The sequence below is a fragment of the Oleiharenicola lentus genome, from assembly GCF_004118375.1.
Classification (GTDB): Bacteria; Verrucomicrobiota; Verrucomicrobiia; order Opitutales; family Opitutaceae; genus Lacunisphaera; species Lacunisphaera lenta.
The window spans coordinates 1,523,640-1,541,211 of the sequence record NZ_SDHX01000001.1 but is presented as its reverse complement, the minus strand read 5'-3'; the positions used below and the strand labels follow the sequence as shown (position 1 = coordinate 1,541,211).

The window sequence follows — 17,572 nt, the reverse complement described above, 5'->3', positions numbered from 1 at the left end:
TTACAAGGGGACATGCACGCAATGGGCCGACAATTTTCTCCAGGCTGCGTCTTGTCCGGTGAATTTCACCGGGCGTGGCGGCGCTCCTTGCTCTTCCTCAGCGTCGTGAGCTTCGGCCTGACCACGACAGCGCAGGTCTGGACCGGCGGCGTCTCCACCACCTGGTCCAACGCCAGCAATTGGAGCGGGGGCGTGCCCGGCGGCGCGGCCACCGCCACGTTCAACAGCAACACGGCCCGCGACCCCAACCTGACCGCCGCCGCCACGGCAGGCCGCCTGTTCTTCGATGTCGGCGCCGACGCGGAGATTTTCACCGGGTCCGCGCTCACGCTGAACGGCATCGCGGACAGCGGCATTCTGAACCAATCCGGCCTCACCCAGACTTTCAGCAACACGGTGGTGGTCGGGGGCGCCCAGACCTGGGATGCCGACAACGGCGACCTGAGCTTCGCCGCCGTCACCCTTAACAACACCCTCACGCTGACCGGCGCCTCGGCCTTCCTCTTCAACGGCACCCTCACCAACAGCGGCGGCAACCGCACCCTGACCAACAACGCCACCGGCAGCGTCACCTTCTCCGGTGCGGTCAGCCTCTCCAACAACAACACCGGCCGCACCCTCACTTTCGGCGGAACCGGTGACACGCTCGTCAGCGGCGCCATCGGCAACGGTGGCACGGGCGCCGGCAACATCATCAAGACCGGCTCCGGCACCCTCACGCTCAGCGGCGCCAACACCTACACCGGCACCACCACCGTCGGCAGCTCCGGCGGCGCGAGCGGCGGCACCCTCCGCACCGGGGCTTCCAACAATCTGTCCAACAACACCTTCACCGTCTTCGCCGGCACCCTCGACCTGAACGGCTTCAACGATACGATCGGGGCGCTCAATCTGGGCGGAGGTGCCGCCGGCACGAGCGCCACCGTCTCCACCGGTGCAGGTACTCTCACCCTCGGCGGGAATGTCACCTACACCGCCACCAACAACCCCGACGGCGCCACCATCAGCGGAAACCTCAATCTCGGCTCCGCCAACCGCACGTTCACGGTCAACAACAGCACCGCCGCGGACCCCGATCTCACCGTGAGCGCCACCATCACGGGCGCCAACCGCAACCTCACGGTCAACGGCGCGGGCAACACGCTCATTTCGGGCGACATCGCCACCGGCTCCGGCACGCTTACCAAGCAGGCGGCCGGCACCCTCACCCTCTCGGGGGCCAATTCCTACACCGGGCTCACCACCGTCTCTGGCGGCGTACTGAACATCCAACACTCCTCCGCCCTCGGCACCACGGCCTCCGGCACCACCGTGGCCTCCGGAGCCGCCCTGCAACTCGAAGGTGGCATCGCGGTCGGCGCGGAGGCGCTCACGCTCAGCGGCACGGGCATCGGTGGCACGGGCGCGCTGCTGAATGCGGCGGGCGCAAATTCCCTGGCCGGCAACATCACCCTCAACGCCAACACCACGATCGGCTCCGCCGCCGGCACTCTCAACCTCGCCGGCGGTATCTCCGGCAACACCCGCACGCTCACGGTGACGGGCGACGGCGACACCACGATCGGGGGCGCCATCACCACCACGACCGGCGGCCTTATCAAGAACGGAGCCGGCACTCTCACGCTCGCGGGCTCCAACACCTACACCGGCGCCACGACCGTCAACACCGGCACCCTCCTGCTCGGCGCTTCCGACGCCATTTCCAACTCTTCCGCCCTTACCGTCGCCAGCGGCGCTACCTTCGATCTCAATGGTTTCAGCGACGCCGTCGCCTCGCTCGCCGGGGCCGGCACCGTGCTGCTCGAGGGCAGCGGCTCGCTCACCACCGTCGGCAACGCTTCCACCACGTTCTCGGGCGTTCTCTCCGGCGACGGCACCTTCACCAAGCAGGGCACCGGCATCCTCACCCTCGACAACACGACGGACTTCGATTTCGACGGCACCTTCAACCTGGCCGGCGGCACCCTGCGCCTCAGCGACCTCGCACTGACCCTCGGCACGCTCAACATCACCGCCGATAGCATCATCGACTTCGCCGGCGTCTCCGCGCTGAACGTCACGAACTTCAGCATCAGCGGCGGTGTCACCCTTACCGTGCAAAACTGGACCGACGCCTCGGACTATTTCTTCACCCAGTTCTGGACCGGGGCGAGTTTCGACGCGACCGGCGTGAATCCGATGAACCAGGTGACCTTCACCGGTTTCGACGCCAACGACACCAAGTGGCTGAGCTACGAGGACAATCCCGGCACCGGCTTCCACCAGATCACCCCCGTGCCCGAGCCGTCCACCTATGGTGCACTTCTGCTGACCGCCACCGGCGGTCTGCTCGCCTGGCGCCGCCGCCGCCTCAGCCGCCAACGCAACTGATTTCGACCCCGACCGCGGCCAGCTCACGGCGCAAACGCTGCGCAAACGCCACCGGATGCGCGCCGTCGCCGTGCAGGCAAATCGTGTCGGCCCGGATCGGCACCCGGCTGCCGTCCTTCGCCGTCACCTGGCCTTCACGCACCATCTGGAGCACCTGGGCGACCGCCACCGCCTCATCGTGAATCAGCGCATTCGCACGCGAGCGCGGCGTCAGCGAGCCGTCGGGCTGGTAGGTGCGGTCGGAGAAGACCTCGCTCTTCACGATAAAATCGGGACGGGCGTGCGCAACACGTTCGAGTTCGCTTCCAGCCAGCGCATAGAGAATCGGATTATCCGCGGCAACCCGGAGAGCCTGCACAACGGCTTCGGCGAGCTGCCGGTCCCGCGACACCATGTTGTAGAGCGCGCCGTGCAGTTTCACATGATGCATCTGCGCTCCGCAACCAGCCGCAATTTCCTGGAATCTCCGTACCTGCTTCAGGACCAGTTCGGCGACCTGCGGCGGCGTCACGTCCAGTTCCCTGCGGCCAAAGTTTTCGCGATCCGCAAAACCCGGGTGCGCACCGATGGCCACGCCGTGCTTCAAGGCCAGCGCAATCGTTGCCCGCATGGTGGTCTCGTCACCCGCGTGCCCGCCGCACGCGATGTTGGCCGACGTGATCAGCGGCATCAGCGCGGCATCGTGCGCGCCGCCCTCGCCCAGATCACAGTTGAGATCCACGCGCCGCATCGCGCCTCAGCCGGTCAGCCGCGCCAGACCCATGCGTACGCGGCCGAGGTCGCGTTCGCGCTGCAGCTGGAGCTTGAAGGCCACCGCCAGCGGCATGCGCTCGAAGCGCACCTTCTCGCCGGGCCGCAATTGGGTGAAGCGGCCCACGTCCACCGAAGCCACGGCGGCGATGCGCGGGTAACCGCCCACCGACTGGCGGCTGGGCAAAAGCACGATGGGCTGACCCGAAGGCGGCACCTGCACGATGCCGGTGTTCACGGCCGAGGAAATCATCTCGCGCGGCTTGTGCAGGGCCAGCTCCGGCCCGTGCAGCCGCACGCCCATGCGGTCGGCTTCGCGCGTGGCTTCCCACTCGGAGGCAAAAAGAGCTTTCTGCGCATCGTTGTTGAACCAGTCCCACTCAGGTCCAATCACGGCGCGCACCGTGCCGGCCGGAGCCTGCGGACCGAGGGTCTCCGGGCGCACCGTCCACACGGTCGCCCGCGCCTCTCGCTGCCCGAGCGAGGCCAGCACCGTTGTCGCCCACTCGCCGGGCGCGAACGCCTGCAGCCGGTCGCCGGCCGCCAGCGGACGGCCGTTGTTGTGACCGCCCAGTCCGGCGCGGCGGTAGGTCGAGCGGCTGCCCATCACCAGCGGCACATCAAGTCCGCCGGCCACCGCCAGCCACGCCCGCAGACCGCGCCGTGCCACGCCGAAGCTCAACGTCTCTCCCGGCTCGACCCGCACCGCGCGGTCGCGCAACAGCGGACGCCCCCCGATCGTGGCCTCGAAGTCTCCTCCGTTCCACGCGACGAGCGCCGCCCGCTCGAACTGCAAATCGGGTCCGGTCTGCGCCATTTCGAGGAGCGCAGCGTTGTCGTCGTTGCCGACGATCAGGTTCGCCACGCGCGCGGCAAAGGCGTCGAGCGCCCCGCCCACGACCACGCCGTATTGCTGGTAGCCGGGCCGGCCGAGATCCTGGACCGTCGTGAGCAGACCGGGTTTGAGCACACGGATCATCGCGCCTCCTCCTCCAGCCGCTTGAATTCCTCCGGCGTGATCGCCTTGAAGCGCACCTCGTCGCCCGCCTGCAGCAGCACCGGCGGATTCAGGTCGGGCCGGAACAGTTTCAAGGACGTGCAACCGATGAGATTCCAGCCGCCCGGCGTGACCTGCGGGTAAATGCCGGTCTGTTCGCCACCGATCGCCACCGTGCCGGGAGGCACGGCCATGCGCGGCTTCGCGTGGCGCGGCGTGATGAGTTCCTTCGGCAAGCCGCCGAGATACGGAAACCCCGGCGCGAAACCGATGAGATGCACGAGATACTTCGCCGCACTGTGCCGCTTCACGACCTCCTCCGGGAACAGCCGCGCCTGCGCCGCCACGCGCCCGAGGTCGGGCCCGTATTCGCCACCGTAGCACACCGGAATCTCGACGGTGCGCGGCTTGCCCGCCTTCGCGCTCTTCGGCGGATTCTTCAGCCGCTCGCGGACCCGGGCCGTCAGCCACTCGACGACCTCGTCCTCCGGCGCACCGGCCGCGACCACGCGGGCAGTGTCGAAAAACACCGTGACCGTCGTGTAGGCGGGCGTCACCTCGCTCACGCCGGGCAGGGGCTCGGCACTAAGAGACCGCCATGCCGCCTGCACCTGGCGATGGGTGGACTCGTTGATCGAGTCTCCCAACGTCAGCGTGAGTGCGCTGTCTCCAAGCGGTGTGATTTGCATGCGTCCAAGATGAACAGGGAGAGCGGCTTCGCAGTCAAAATTTCTCTGCTAATCGGCCCTGGCCGTCGCGCTCATAATTTCCGGTTAGGGTTGCTGTTCAACGCGGAATCTTATGCTAAATGAGGCCATGTCCCCACGCCCCCTCGCTTGCGCACTCCTGCTCGCCCCGCTGCTTTTCACCGCCTGCAAGGACCGACAGATCACCGCTTACCGGGCGCCCAAGGACCCGGCGCCGGCCGTCGTCCCACCCGCTGCGACCGGAGCCCTGCCCGACGGCCACCCGCCCGTGGCCGGCAATTCCGGCGGCACCGCCCCGGCTCCCGCCGGCGACATGGCCACCATGGCCAACACCGCGGTGCCCACCGCCGGCGGCTCCGATCTCAAATGGACCGCCCCCTCCTCCTGGACGGCCAAGGCCGGCTCCTCGATGCGCAAAGGCAGCTTCGCCGTGAAGCGCGACGGGGCTGAGGCCGACTTCGCCATCACCGCCTTCCCGGGCGACACCGGCGGACTGCACGCCAATCTCAACCGCTGGCGCGGCCAGGTCGGCTTGCCCAATGCAGCTCCGGCCGAGCTCGACGCCTCCATCCAGCACCTGGACGGCCAGGGCGGCATGCATTTTGACGTCGTGGACCTTGTCGGTCCTTCCGGCACCCGGATGCTCGGCGCCATTACCAGCTACAACGGCAACAGTTGGTTCTTCAAACTGATGGGGCCCGACGCCCTGGTCGCCGGCGAAAAGCAGGCGTTCATCGATTTTCTGCACACCGTCAAGACCCCCTGAGCATGCACCCCCTCCTCCGCCAATTCCGCGACTTCTTCGTCTCGCTCCAGCTCACGGTGGTGCTGCTCATCCTGTCCCTGCTGCTCGTCTTCGTGGCGACGCTGGACCAGGTGAACCTCGGCATCTGGGCCGTGCAGGAAAAATACTTCCGCAGCTTCTTCGTGCTCTGGCGGCCGCCGGGCACCGACATACCGATACCTGTTTTTCCCGGCGGCTACTTCATTGGCGGCCTGCTCCTCATCAACCTCGTCGCCGCGCATATTTACCGCTTCGCCTTCACCTGGCGGAAGCTCGGCATCCAGCTCGCCCACGGCGGCCTCATCCTCCTGCTCGTCGGCGAACTGATCACCGGCATCATGCAACAGGACAGCTCCATGCGCCTGGAGGAAGGTCAGACCAAGTCCTACGCCGAGAGCTTCCGCGAGCACGAGCTGGCGATCATTGACCGCAGCAATCCGGAATACGACGAGGTCGTCGCCATCCCGGAGGCCGTGCTGGCCGACCAGAAGTCGCTCCAGCACCCGAAGCTGCCCTTCCAGGTTACGGTGAAAGCCTACTTCGCCAACGCCACGCTCCAGATGGGCGATCCCGCCGCCCGCCCCGGTCTGCCCGTGGCCACCCAAGGCATCGGCACCCGCGTGCAGGTCATCCCCCTGCCCCTCACCTACAAGCCCGATGAGAACAACCTGCCCGCCGCCTTTGTCGAGATCACCGGCCCTTCCGGCTCGCTCGGCACCTGGGCCGTGTCACCCGCTGTCGGCATGCCGCAGACCTTCAACTTCGAGGGTCGCACCTGGGAGGTCGTCATGCGACTCAAGCGCCACTATATGCCGTTCTCCATCACGCTGCACCAGGTGACCCATGAGAAATACCCGGGCACGGAGATCCCCAAGAACTTCGCCAGCCGCGTGCAGCTCAAGGACCCGACCGCCGGTGAGGACCGCGAGGTCGTCATCTTCATGAACAACCCGCTACGCCACGGCGGCCAGACCTTCTACCAATACCAGATGAACGCCGCCGGCAAGATGTCCGCCTTCCAGGTCGTCAACAACCCCGGCTGGCTCTTCCCCTACATCGCCTGCATCCTGATGGGCATCGGCCTCACCTGGCAGTTCTGCCTTAGCCTCCTCAACTTCATCCGCAAGCGGAAGGCCGCTGCTCCCGCGGCAAACGCCTGAACCACCCAGAGACTACCCGGATGAACACGGTTCAACTCATTCCCGCGTGTCATTCTGAGCGTAGCGAAGAATCCAAGTTCACGCGTGCGGCTGGATCCTTCGCTTCACTCTGGAAGACAGCTTCGGTCCCTTTGGCCCATTTCCGTGTATTCCGTGTGTTCCGTGGGCACTCCCTCCCCGCTTAAAATTCTCCCCCATGAAACGTTTTCTCCCTCTCGTCATCCTCCTGCTCGGTGCCGCCTACCTGCTGTCCACGCTGCGGCCGGAGAAGAACACCACGCAGTTCGACCTCGCCGGCTTCGGCGAGGTGCCCGTGCTCGTCAACGGCCGCATCAAGCCCCTCGACACCGTCGCCCGCACCTCCCTCCTCACCCTGCAGGGGCGCCAGCGCGTCAGCTCGCCCGAGACCGGCACCCTCGTCGATTCTCCGGCCGAGTGGCTGGCCACCGTGTTCTTCAACCCGACCAAGGCCGACGACCTGCCCACCATCAAGATCGAGTCCCCCGAGGTGCTCACCCTGCTCGGCCTCGAGGAGAAGGACACTCGCATCGACTACGACAGCACGGTCAAGAAGACCTTCGCCGTCCTCGGCTTCCTGCCGTCGTCGAAGTCCCGTTTCTCCTACAACCAGCTCAAGGCTAAACTCCCCGAGCTCGACCGCCAGGGCCGACTCGCCGAACCGGTCGAGGCCCAGCTCCGCACGCCGTTCCAGAAACAGGTCATCACCGTCCGCAACCGCGTCATCCTCTACCTCCAGCTGCGCCTCGCCGTGCAGATGCCGGAGTCCACGAGTTTCCTGACAGAGCTTGAACTCTTCGAGCGCGCCCTGCCCGCCGGCGTCGCGGCCGTGCTCGCCCGCCAGAAGAACGAGGCCCACGACGAAAACGCCCTCAAGGTCATGAAGGAGATGGCCGACCGCTTCGCCTACATGGAGCAGCTCGGCCACCTGCGCCTCGTGCCGCCCGCCGCCGGAGACTCCGATCCGACCCACTGGGAGCTGACCGGCACCAAGCTGCTCGAATCCTTCGGCACCGGGAAGATCGACCCGACCGTCATGAACTACGCCCGACTCGGCGAGGCCTGGCGCAAGGGCGACACCGCCACCTTCAACCGGATCGTCGGCACGCTGCACGACGAGATCACCCCGCGCTACCCCGAGGCCATGCGCAAGAGCGACATCGAGTCGCGCTTCAACGCCGCGGGCCCGTTCTACAGCAGCATGACGCTCTACGTCTGGGCCTTCTTGCTCGCGATCATCTCTTGGCTCAAGTGGCCGCAGGAACTTGGCCGCGGCGCCATGTGGCTGCTCAGCCTCGCTTTTGTCGCGACGAGCGCCGGCATCTTCGCCCGCATGTGGCTGGAGGGCCGCCCACCGGTCACCAACCTCTACTCCTCCGCCCTCTTCGTCGGCTGGGGCGCCGTGTTCCTCTGCCTCATCCTGGAGTGGGTGTTCAAGAACGCCATCGGCAGCGTGGCCGGCGGCCTCATCGGCTTTGCCACCCTGCTCATCGCCCACCACCTTTCTTTCAGCGGTGACACGATGGAAATGATGCGCGCCGTGCTCGACTCCAACTTCTGGTTGGCGACGCACGTCATCATCATCACCATTGGCTACTCGGCCACCTTCCTCGCCGGCTTCCTTGCCGCGATCTACATCCTCCGCGGCCTGTTCACCAAAACGCTCGACAAGGCCACGGCCGACGCCCTCACCCGCATGGTCTATGGCATCGTGTGCTTCGCCACGCTCTTCAGCCTCGTGGGCACCGTGCTCGGCGGCATCTGGGCCGACCAGAGCTGGGGCCGCTTCTGGGGCTGGGACCCGAAGGAAAACGGCGCCCTGCTCATCGTGATCTGGAACGCCGTCATTCTCCACGCCCGCTGGGGCGGCCTCGTGAAGCAGCGCGGCCTCATGGGCCTGGCCATCTTCGGCAACATCGTCACGAGCTGGAGCTGGTTCGGCACCAACATGCTCGGCGTCGGCCTCCACAGCTACGGCTTCATGGACGCCGCCTTCTATTGGCTCATCGCCTTCGTCGCCAGCCAGGTGCTCATCATCGCCCTGGCCGTCATCCCGCAGGAGAAGTGGCGGAGTTTCCGCAACGCGGTCGCCTGACCTCCCCTCTGTAGCAACAAGGGTCGGACCTTGGGCCGATCTCATGCACGAAAATAGCGCAGGCCGAGAGCGCGGACGAGGTCGTCGCAAGCGACGACCCTACAAATCAAATGGAGGGCCGGTCTCAGCACCGGCCGCGGTTGGTCAGCAAATCAACCCTCCAAGTTATCGAAGGGCCCGCGTCTCTGCGGGCCGGCTTGGTCCCCTTGGTGGAGGGCACATCTCCCGATGTGCCGTGGCCCAGCGTGAGCTAGGCCCTCCAGAACAGATCACTGCTTCACTTCCGCCGGCGGCGCCTGGATCGTCGCGTGCTGCGGTGCGACCTTCTCCAGGTTCGGCGTCACGTCGGCTTCGGCGCGATTGCCGGCCCACTTGAGCATGCCGGCGAGCATGGACTGGAAATACGCGCTGTCCCACACGTCCTCCCGGTGGCCCATGGCATTGTAGGCCACGCGGCCCTTGCCGTGCGGCCGGGCCCAGGCCAGCGGATACGGCGGACGCGCATAATCGCCACCCTCCATCCCGGCCGTCTGCATCACCAGCAGCACGCGCAAATCGGGCATGAAGTCCTTCAGCGTATACCACTCCTCGTTCACCTTAAGCTCGTCGCCGAAGCCGTCGAAGCCGGGGAACTTCCGGTCCGTGATCGTGGCGATTGCCACCTGTTGCGGGCCGTGGCGGATGAATTCGCCGCCGAGCATCTTCACGAAGGGATCGGCCGCCGCGCCGTAGTTGCGGTAGCGCTGGAGCCGGCGCGGGTTGTTGCCGCCGCCACGCTCCATCGTGTGGAAGGTGTCGCTGCACGCGTGGAGGCCGACGAAGCCGCCGCCGTTGGCCACGAAGTCAAAGAGCGCGCTCAGGCCGGCGGTCGTGATGCCGGGATGACGGTCGTTGCCCGTGCTGGTCAGGTCGCCGCTCGTGTAGAACAGCAGCACGTCGAACTGCGCCAGGTATTCCGGGGAGAACTTGGACCCGTCCTTGCTGGTCGTGAACACGATGTCCTCACGCTCGCCGAGCTTCGTGAGGATTTTCTCCGAGTAGCTCGGGTTGCCGTTGTCCTGCTTGATCACGCTGTGCTCGTAGCCCGAGGACTTCGTGAAATAGAGCACGCGCAGCGGGGCGGCCGAAGCCGACACGGCACACGCCAGCAATGACAGAATAACCAATGACCGGGGGTAGCGGAGTTTCATGTTCGTTGAATGAAGTCGCTCACCCCCGCAACGCAACCGACAATCCACCCCTCGAACGAGGGGGCGCAAGCTGCTGGTTAGGAAATCGAAAATCGCACTGAATTCTGAGACTCACGACCAAGACGAAGCCTGATTGGGTGGGTCCTCCCAAAGACGTCCCTACCGTCATCCTGAGCCGTGCGAAGGATCCAGCAGCATAACCGCCAGCGGACATCATCTTGGATCCTTCACTCCGTTCAGGATGACAAACAGCGTGTCATTCTGAGCGCAGCGAAGAATCCAGTCCGCCCAGCCACACCATTCCCTTCCGGCACCGACCTGACCAATCAATGCCCCAGCCGCGAGACCATCGCATACACGATTAGCGCCAGCAGCACGAGGCCGGTGCCGAAGAAGATGAAGCCCCAGGCCTTGGCGATGTTCTTGCGGCCTTCCCAGTCGTCGGACTTCACGCGATAGACCTGAAGTTTGCCGGCGGCGACCAAGCGGTCATACCAGCGCTTCCGCTCGTGCAGCATCTCGGTCTTCGAGATCCGGCCCGAGAAGATCACCGTGTCCATCGGGAACTTCTCGATGCGGAAATGCGTGTTGAAGAAGTGGAATGAGAAGATGAAGCCGGCCGCGAGCAGCGCTTCGTCGGAGTGCACCACGAGCGCGATGTTGATCACCCAGCCGGGGAGGAACTGCGTGAAGAAGCCCGGGAACCACATGATCAGGCCCGAGAAGCCGATGATCGCCACGCCCCAAAACACGGCGAAGTAGTCGAAGCGCTCCCAGTAGGTCCAGCGGTCGAACTGCGGGCGCGGTCCCTTGCCGAAGAACCATTTCTGGTGAGCGATAAAGTCGCGCCAGTCCTGCGGCGACGGCACCATGGAGTCGGGATGGAAGATGAGGTCCAAGAGCCGCTTGAAGGTGAACTTGCCCGTGACCGGATCCTTCAGGCCGCCGCGGTTGCGCCAGAAGCCGCGCACCAACGCCGCGAGATGCAGGAAGAAATAGGCAAAGGTGACGACTGCCGCGTAGTGGTGCAGCGTGCGTGCCACTTCGGCATTGCCCAGCAGGCGGAACATCAGCTTCGCCCAGTCGGTGTAGTAGAACTTCAGCGGCATGCCGGTGATCACCAGCGCGAGGAAACTGGTCACCATCATCAGGTGCAGGAAGCGCTCGAACGGCGTGAAGCGGGTGTAGTTCTCGTCGTCGGTGTGGGTCTGCACCACCGCGGCGCGGAACGATTTCGTGTCGTGCAGGTAGAGGTAGATCGACCGGAAGAGCCAGAAGGCCGTGTGCAGGCCGAAGAAGCCGAACACGCCGATCAGCAGCGAGGTCATGAACCAGAACACCTTGTTCAGGATCGGGTAGTTGACCTCGTCGAGCGGGTTGGCGTGCGGCTGGTATTGGGTGAACTTCGGCCCGACGCCCGGGTGGCACTGCTGGCAGGTGGCGAGGATCTTGTCCTTCGACAACCGCGAGCGCTCGTCGCTCACCGGGAACACGTCGTGATGGCCGTGGCAGTCATAGCACGCAGCCACATCCGACGCCACGTTCGGCTGGCCGAGGGCCATGGCCTTGCCGTGATAGGTTTCGCGGTAGTGCTCGAGCCGGTCCTCGTGGCACTTGCCGCAGCTCTGGTCGCTGTTGGCCTTGAAGTGCGCGTTCGTGGGTTTCTCGATGTCGTGCGCGCTGTGGCAGTCGGTGCAGACCGGCCCCTTGCCGTCGCCCTTGCGCAGCAGCTGCCCGTGCACGCTGGCGTTGTAGGTTTCCTCGATGCCGAGGTGGCAGGCGCCGCAGGACTTCGCGATGTTGGCGTGGTGGGTGTGCGATTCCTTGTCCACGCTGCGCTTGATGTCGTGGACGCCGTGGCAGTCGTTGCAGCTCGGGGCGACGATCAGGCCCATCTGCGTGAGCGCGCGGCCGTGAATGCTGTCGAGGTAGTGGCCCGCGGCCTTCGTCTGGCCCATGCGGTAGTCCTTGGTGATCTTGTCGTCGTCGTGGCAGGTGCCGCAGGTCTTCGCCAGGTTGAACTTGAAGACGGGCGAATCGGCCTGTTTCACCGGCACCAAGTAGTGCGTGCCGTGACAGCTCGCGCAGGATGCGGCGTCGGACGAGCCCATCTCGTGGCTCATGCCGTGAATGCTCTTGGCGAACTGGTTGACCGCCTTGTCGTGGCAACTCGCGCACTGCGCCGGTGGCAGCTTCGAAGGGTGCTCGGGCTCGGTGATCGTGTTGTGACAGTCCACGCAGTTTAGCTTCCCGTGGACGGACTTCGTGAACAGTTCCGGGCGCACACCGATCCATTCCTTGGGCTGGCCCTTCTTGCGCGGTTTGAACTCCGCCTCGTGGCAGTCCAGGCACTCGCTGTTCGGCACAACGGTCGGCGCGGCCATCTCCGCTGGCTTCAGCACCGCTTCCTCGGCGGCACTCAATGCGGATGACGCAAGTCCCCAAACGCCGGCCAACAACAGGACGACGCGGGTGAGCGATGACGATACCTTGCCCATGCAATTTCCAGCCTACCGCAAACCCTGCACACCCGCTCCGCAGTCCTTGCACGCCCGTAGGCGTTAATTGCGGGCATCAGCCACGCACCTGCTAAACAGTGCGAGCGGGCTTACCCCGCGATGCCTGATTCTATCGCGGCATAAAGCCGCTCCTGCCCTACACAAACCGATGCAAGATCACAAGGGTATCGGCCCCGGCGATTGAAACCGGGGTTGATTTTCCGGCCGGATCAGGCGATGTTAGCCGCGTGAAAGCCGCCGAGATCATCGCCGAGATCAAGGGTCTGCCCCCGGAGGGCTTGGCCGAGGTTTCCGCCTTCATGCTGAAGGCCGAGCGCGAGGATCCGGCCCTGCAGGTCGCCCTGCAACGCAAGCACCAATCAGCCACGGGCCAAGTGGTCAGCCGTCCCTATGCCGAGGCACTCGCCTCCGCTCGGGCCGCGCTTGACCGGGCCCGTGAATGAGAATCGTCCTGCACCCGGAGGCGGATCGGGAATTCGCCGAAGCCGCCCTTTACTACGAAACCAAACGTCCAGGCTTGGGCGCAGACTTTATCCTGGCCGTGGATGAGGCGGTCGCCGATCTCCGGGACTTTCCGTATCGCTGGCGGATCATCGAGGACGGCGTGCGGCGCGGACTCATCCGCCGCTTTCCCTACGCCTTCTACTACTGGGAAAAACTGGCCGGCGAAGAACTGGAAATCCTGTCCATCAGCCACAGCAAACGTCACCCACTCCACTGGCTTGGTCGATACGTGTAGTTCACAGATACTTTCACCACAAAGACACAAAGAGAGGGATATCTCCGAATCTTGGTGCCTTTGTGGTTCAAAGATTCAGGGCTACTGCGTGGGCGGTCCGGGTGGCGGCTTGGCTGCCCGCTTCTGCGCCTGCTTCATCTCTTCCAACTGCAACGGATGCTCCTCCAGCATCTCGGCTTCGGACATCCGGCCGGTGAGCCAGGCGAGGTTCATCGGATAGACGTCGGGGTTGAAGATCACGAAGTAGAAATGCCAGAAGATGATCGCGAGCGTGGCGAGGATGGCCTCGTAGTAGTGGATCGTGCGCGAGACGTCGAAGCCGAGCTTCGAGAAGAGGTTGATCGAGGTGTTGTCGAACCAGAGGAGGGCGCCGGTCACGCCCATGAGCAGCGTGCCCCAGACCATCGCCCAGTATTCGACCTTCTCGATGTAGCTGAAGCGTCCGAAGGCCGGCTTGGTCGGCGCGAGGCCGAGGTTGTATTTCAGCACGCGCCATGGATCGAGCACATCGCGCCAGCGCGGGAGCAAGTCGAGGAAGAGCTTCCGCCCGGCCGGAGCGAAGGCGAGGTAGCCGATGTGCCAGGCGCCGGCCACGAGCATGACGACGCCCGCCACGCGGTGGATCAGGCTCCGCCATTCGAAGGCCCGGTCACTGACGCCGCGCAGCGCCACCACCCACCACGCCTCGGGGAAACGCAGCATGAAGCCGGTGATGACCAGCACGACGAAGCTCACGACGAGCGCCCCGTGCTGCCACCGCTCGTGCGCCGTCATGCGCAGGTAGAGCCGGTGCGCGACGTGTGGCTCTTCGATCTCGCCCTTCTGAATGGCCAGCTTTCGCCGGATCTTCTTCAGGAAATCCAGCCCGTTGTGCACCAGCATGCCGCCGATGGTCACGGTGATCAGAATGAGATAGAACGTCGCGATCCAGTAGAGGATCGGCGAATCGGCCTTCTGCTCGTCGCTGGAGTGGACCGCGCCGATGGTGAAACGCTCCCCCGCCCCCGGATGACACTCGCCGCAGGTCTGCATGAGGTTGGCCTTGTGGACGCTGGAGCTCGGGTCGTCCTGCGACTTGATCACATGGCTGCCGTGGCAGCTCGCGCAGTTTACCACACTCACCGCCCCACCCCGCACGGCGAGGCCGTGGTAGCTGTCGCTGAAGGTCTTGAAGGTGTCGCTGGCGAGCCCGTAGCGACGCGTGAGCCGCACCGAAGCGTGGCACTCGGCGCAAACCTGCTGCGCGAGGTTGGTCTTGTGCACCGGCGAGGAGGGATCGGTGTGCGGCTTGATGTCGTGCTCGCCGTGGCAGTCCGTGCAACCCGCGGAATCAAGGTTGCCCTGCCCCAGCGCGACGGCGTGCACGCTCTGCCGGTAGCCGTCGGCCTCCTTCTCGTGGCAGCGCGCACAGGTGTCGGTGAGGTGCAGCCGGTTGACCGACGCGGTGCCGACCGCGGCCTTGTTCATCGCATGCGCCCCGTGGCAGTCCACACAGGAGGCGGAGTTCTCCTTGCCCGCCAGCAGGGCCGAGCCGTGCACGGAGTGGTTGAAACCGGCGACAAACTTCGCGCCGAGGAGCGTGCGCTGCACGACCTCCTCTTTCCTCACGTGGCAGGATTCACATTGCTGCACCTGGGCCAGCTTCAGCTCCACCGGCAGGCAGCCGGGGCCAACGCTGGCCACGCGTTCACGGTGGCAGGAGAGGCAGTCGGGCTCGACGGAAAGCGTGGTGCTGCTGCGCAGCGCATGCGCCGAAGCGAGGTAGCCGTCGCGGGCCTTTTCGTGGCAGCGACCGCAGGCTTGGGTCTGGCTTTCGCGGCGGAAGGCAAAGGCGGCATCCTTGACCGGCAGCATCTCGTGAGGGTCGTGGCACTGCGCGCAGGCCGTGTCGTCGCCCGCCGGCACGGGCGCCTCGGCCAGTCGCGGGTGGAAGGCGTGCTTGGCCGCGGTGTCCTGGTGGCAGGCAGCGCAGTCCACCGCTGGCAGCTTTGACGGGTGCTCGGGCTCGGTGATCGCCGTGTGGCACTCGATGCACGCCAGGTCCTTGTGCGCCGAGTGCGCATAGGGCTCCGGTTTGATGCCGATCCACTCCTTGGGTTGACCCTTCTTCCGCGATTTGAACTCGGCCTCGTGGCAGTCCATGCACTCGCTGTTCGGCACAACCGGCGGACCGGCGGGCTTCCTGTAACCGGACGGCTCCGCCGCGCGGGCCGCAGTCAGGATGACCAGCAGGCCAGCGATCACCCAACGGGGTGCACGCAGGAGTTTCATCGTCCGACTGCATCATCGCACCAAGGCCAGCTGCGCGCTCCGCAGGCGTTGGCGGGGGCGGAGCGTAGATTGTGCGGGAGGCGACGATGTAGGCCTGAATCTCCGAGCTGCGCCTGTCTGTGTAGGGTCGCTGCTTGCGGCGACTTCGCGCGTTAGGTCGGCGCAAGCGCCGACCCTACAGGCCATTCAGGGTGGAGGTGGAGCCCGCGCTCCGTCGCGGCCTGGTGCGGAAACCCGCGCGGAGCGCGGGTTCCACCTGTAAACCGATTACTTCCCCTGGATGCCGCCGTTGTGGCAGTCGGCGCAGGTCAGCTCCTCATCGTAGGGGCCGCTGGGGTGCTCGAACTCCAGGCCGGAGGCGCTGATGCTGGCGAGCTGCTCGCCCTTGCCCTGCGCGAGGATGGTGTGGCAGGAGTTGCAGTCGCTGGCGCGGACGGTCTCGCCCTTCTCGGTCTTGTGCTTGTCGTCGTGGCAGCGGAAGCAGCCAAGCCAGTCCTTGTGGCCGATGTTGTTGGGATAGACGCGCCAGTCGGCCTTGCGCTCGGGGAAGATGGTCTTCGCGTAGATTTCCTGGGTGGCCGCGATGGTGGCCGGAAGGTCGGCGTGGTCCTTGTATTTGGCCCGGAGGAACTCGGCGATCTTGCCGGGCGCCTCGGCGCTGGTGGCGATGTCCTCCTGCAGGAGGGCCTGGACCACGGTCCGCTTCACGTTGGGCAGCTTGCCGCTGATCGTGCCGAGCGCCATGGCGTGCTCGACCGACTCGTTGGCGGTCGGGAAGACGTGGGCGGGGCGGTTGTGGCAGTCCATGCAGTCCATCGTGCGGACCGTGCCGGCGGGCGGCTCGCCCTTGAAGGTCTCGTTGCGGAAAATCTTCACGGTGCCGTCCTTCTTGTCGGTCACGCGCATCCACACGATGTCCTGTCGCTTTTCGTCGGCGGCGTAATACTCGACCGAGCTGTCCGGGCTGACGTGCCAGTGGATGCCGCCGAGCGGACTGCCGGGACGCCCGGAGTTCACGTGCATGAGCATGCGCACGGTGTGGCTGTCGTTCTTCCGGTTGGACAGGTAGTGATCGAAGACCATCTCGACGTTGCCGTGGAATTTCTCGGGCCAGTGGCACTTCTCGCAGGTCTCGCGCGCCGGGCGGAGGTTGTGCACGGGCGTGGGGATCGGTCGCTGGTAGTTGTCGAGGGTGAAGCCGATGAGCTGGCGCGTGCCGTTGAGCTTGGCCTCGATGAAGGCCTGCGCGCCGGAGCCGACGTGGCACTCGACGCAGTCCACGCGGGCGTGCGCGCCGCGCTGGTAGGTCTGGTATTCGGGATTCATCGCCGTGTGACAGACCTGGCCGCAGAACTGGTTGGACTCGGCGTAGTGGTAGGACTGGTAGCTGCCGAAGGCGCTGAGGAGCAGAAACACCACGCCGCCGCAGCCAAACAGGATGAGCAGTCGCCGCTGCGCCCGGTTGTTGAAGTCGAGCCGCCACTTGTCGGGCTGGGTCGTGTGCTTGAGCATCCAGCGGCGCTGCGCCCAGGCCCCGAAGAAGGCCATCGCGATGCCGGCGATCAGGAAGCCGGGGGCGACGATGTAGCTGAAGATGCCGAGATAGGGATTCTGGTTGGAACCGGTCAGGTCCATCCAGGTGAGCAGCGCGAACGAGAACAGCGCACCGATGGCGAGGACCGCGCCCAGGGCGCTGATCCAGTTGTTGAAATGCGAGCGCGGCCGCAGGGGCGCGACGGATTCGGACGGGGATTCGTCACTCATGGCGTGGAATGGTGGTGGAGGTGATTCGTCCTGATATCTTGGTCAGCGCGAGGATCCCCCTTTCGCCGGGGGACAAAGCAATCCGACTGGATCGTCACGGTCCGCGCTGCGGACCTCGCGATGACATGGCCTTGAATTTGCGGGACGCTGAAACAAAAAGCTCCGGCGCGAAGGGGCAGGTTTTCACGCCGGAGCAGGGGTAGATGTC

At 65.4% G+C, this 17,572-nt stretch carries 13 protein-coding genes; 6 read left to right on the top strand and 7 right to left on the bottom strand.

Annotation, left to right across the window (positions count from 1 at the left end; genetic code table 11):
• Nucleotides 1-51 precede the first annotated feature (51 nt).
• A complete protein-coding gene (locus tag ESB00_RS06445; RefSeq protein ID WP_129046892.1) occupies nt 52-2,370 on the top strand; it encodes a beta strand repeat-containing protein in 2,319 nt (772 codons plus the stop codon).
• Here the strand turns inward: ESB00_RS06445 and ESB00_RS06440 are convergent.
• The 3 genes from ESB00_RS06440 to pxpB are packed head-to-tail and all read right to left on the bottom strand — an operon-like array spanning nt 2,351 to nt 4,806.
• Nucleotides 2,351-3,100, bottom strand: coding sequence for a 5-oxoprolinase subunit PxpA (locus ESB00_RS06440; protein ID WP_129046891.1), 750 nt, complete (start codon nt 3,098-3,100; stop codon nt 2,351-2,353). The two genes, ESB00_RS06445 and ESB00_RS06440, sit on opposite strands and share 20 nt — an antisense overlap.
• A gap of 6 nt (nt 3,101-3,106) precedes the next feature.
• Nucleotides 3,107-4,099 carry a 5-oxoprolinase subunit C family protein gene (locus ESB00_RS06435; RefSeq protein WP_129046890.1) on the bottom strand — a complete coding sequence of 331 codons (993 nt, stop codon included), beginning with the start codon at nt 4,097-4,099 and terminating at the stop codon, nt 3,107-3,109.
• Entirely contained in the window at nt 4,096-4,806 is a 711-nt protein-coding gene (gene pxpB, locus ESB00_RS06430) for a 5-oxoprolinase subunit PxpB (RefSeq protein WP_129046889.1), read from the bottom strand. Before pxpB ends, ESB00_RS06435 begins: the two co-directional genes overlap by 4 nt.
• A 127-nt stretch (nt 4,807-4,933) precedes the next feature.
• Between pxpB and ESB00_RS06425 the strand changes: the two genes are divergently transcribed.
• The 3 genes from ESB00_RS06425 (at nt 4,934) to ESB00_RS06415 (ending at nt 8,881) form a co-directional block, all read left to right on the top strand.
• Nucleotides 4,934-5,590, top strand: a complete 657-nt coding sequence (locus tag ESB00_RS06425; RefSeq protein WP_129046888.1) for a hypothetical protein — start codon at nt 4,934-4,936, stop codon at nt 5,588-5,590.
• Nucleotides 5,591-5,592: 2 nt separating this feature from the next.
• Nucleotides 5,593-6,768 (top strand): cytochrome c biogenesis ResB family protein, encoded by a 1,176-nt coding sequence (locus ESB00_RS06420; protein ID WP_129046887.1) that lies wholly within the window; start codon nt 5,593-5,595, stop codon nt 6,766-6,768.
• 196 nt (nt 6,769-6,964) lie between these two features.
• Nucleotides 6,965-8,881 carry a cytochrome c biogenesis protein gene (locus ESB00_RS06415; protein ID WP_129046886.1) on the top strand — a complete coding sequence of 639 codons (1,917 nt, stop codon included), beginning with the start codon at nt 6,965-6,967 and terminating at the stop codon, nt 8,879-8,881.
• A 269-nt stretch (nt 8,882-9,150) separates the two neighbouring features.
• Here ESB00_RS06415 and ESB00_RS06410 read toward each other — a convergent pair whose 3' ends face one another.
• Nucleotides 9,151-10,071, bottom strand: coding sequence for a ThuA domain-containing protein (locus ESB00_RS06410; RefSeq protein WP_129046885.1), 921 nt, complete (start codon nt 10,069-10,071; stop codon nt 9,151-9,153).
• Between the two features lie 326 nt (nt 10,072-10,397).
• Nucleotides 10,398-12,569 carry a cytochrome b/b6 domain-containing protein gene (locus ESB00_RS06405; RefSeq protein ID WP_129046884.1) on the bottom strand — a complete coding sequence of 724 codons (2,172 nt, stop codon included), beginning with the start codon at nt 12,567-12,569 and terminating at the stop codon, nt 10,398-10,400.
• A 248-nt stretch (nt 12,570-12,817) separates the two neighbouring features.
• On the opposite strand from ESB00_RS06405, the gene ESB00_RS06400 reads away from it, so the two are divergent.
• Nucleotides 12,818-13,033 (top strand): hypothetical protein, encoded by a 216-nt coding sequence (locus tag ESB00_RS06400; RefSeq protein ID WP_129046883.1) that lies wholly within the window; start codon nt 12,818-12,820, stop codon nt 13,031-13,033.
• Nucleotides 13,030-13,329: a type II toxin-antitoxin system RelE/ParE family toxin gene (locus ESB00_RS06395; protein WP_129046882.1), complete on the top strand. Its 300-nt coding sequence runs from the start codon at nt 13,030-13,032 to the stop codon at nt 13,327-13,329. Before ESB00_RS06400 ends, ESB00_RS06395 begins: the two co-directional genes overlap by 4 nt.
• 81 nt (nt 13,330-13,410) lie before the next feature.
• On the opposite strand, the gene ESB00_RS06390 is transcribed toward ESB00_RS06395, so the two are convergent.
• Nucleotides 13,411-15,600 carry a cytochrome b/b6 domain-containing protein gene (locus tag ESB00_RS06390; RefSeq protein ID WP_129046881.1) on the bottom strand — a complete coding sequence of 730 codons (2,190 nt, stop codon included), beginning with the start codon at nt 15,598-15,600 and terminating at the stop codon, nt 13,411-13,413.
• Nucleotides 15,601-15,867: 267 nt separating this feature from the next.
• Complete coding sequence (locus ESB00_RS06385; RefSeq protein ID WP_129046880.1) at nt 15,868-17,364, bottom strand: NapC/NirT family cytochrome c; 1,497 nt, start codon at nt 17,362-17,364, stop codon at nt 15,868-15,870.
• Nucleotides 17,365-17,572 lie beyond the last annotated feature (208 nt).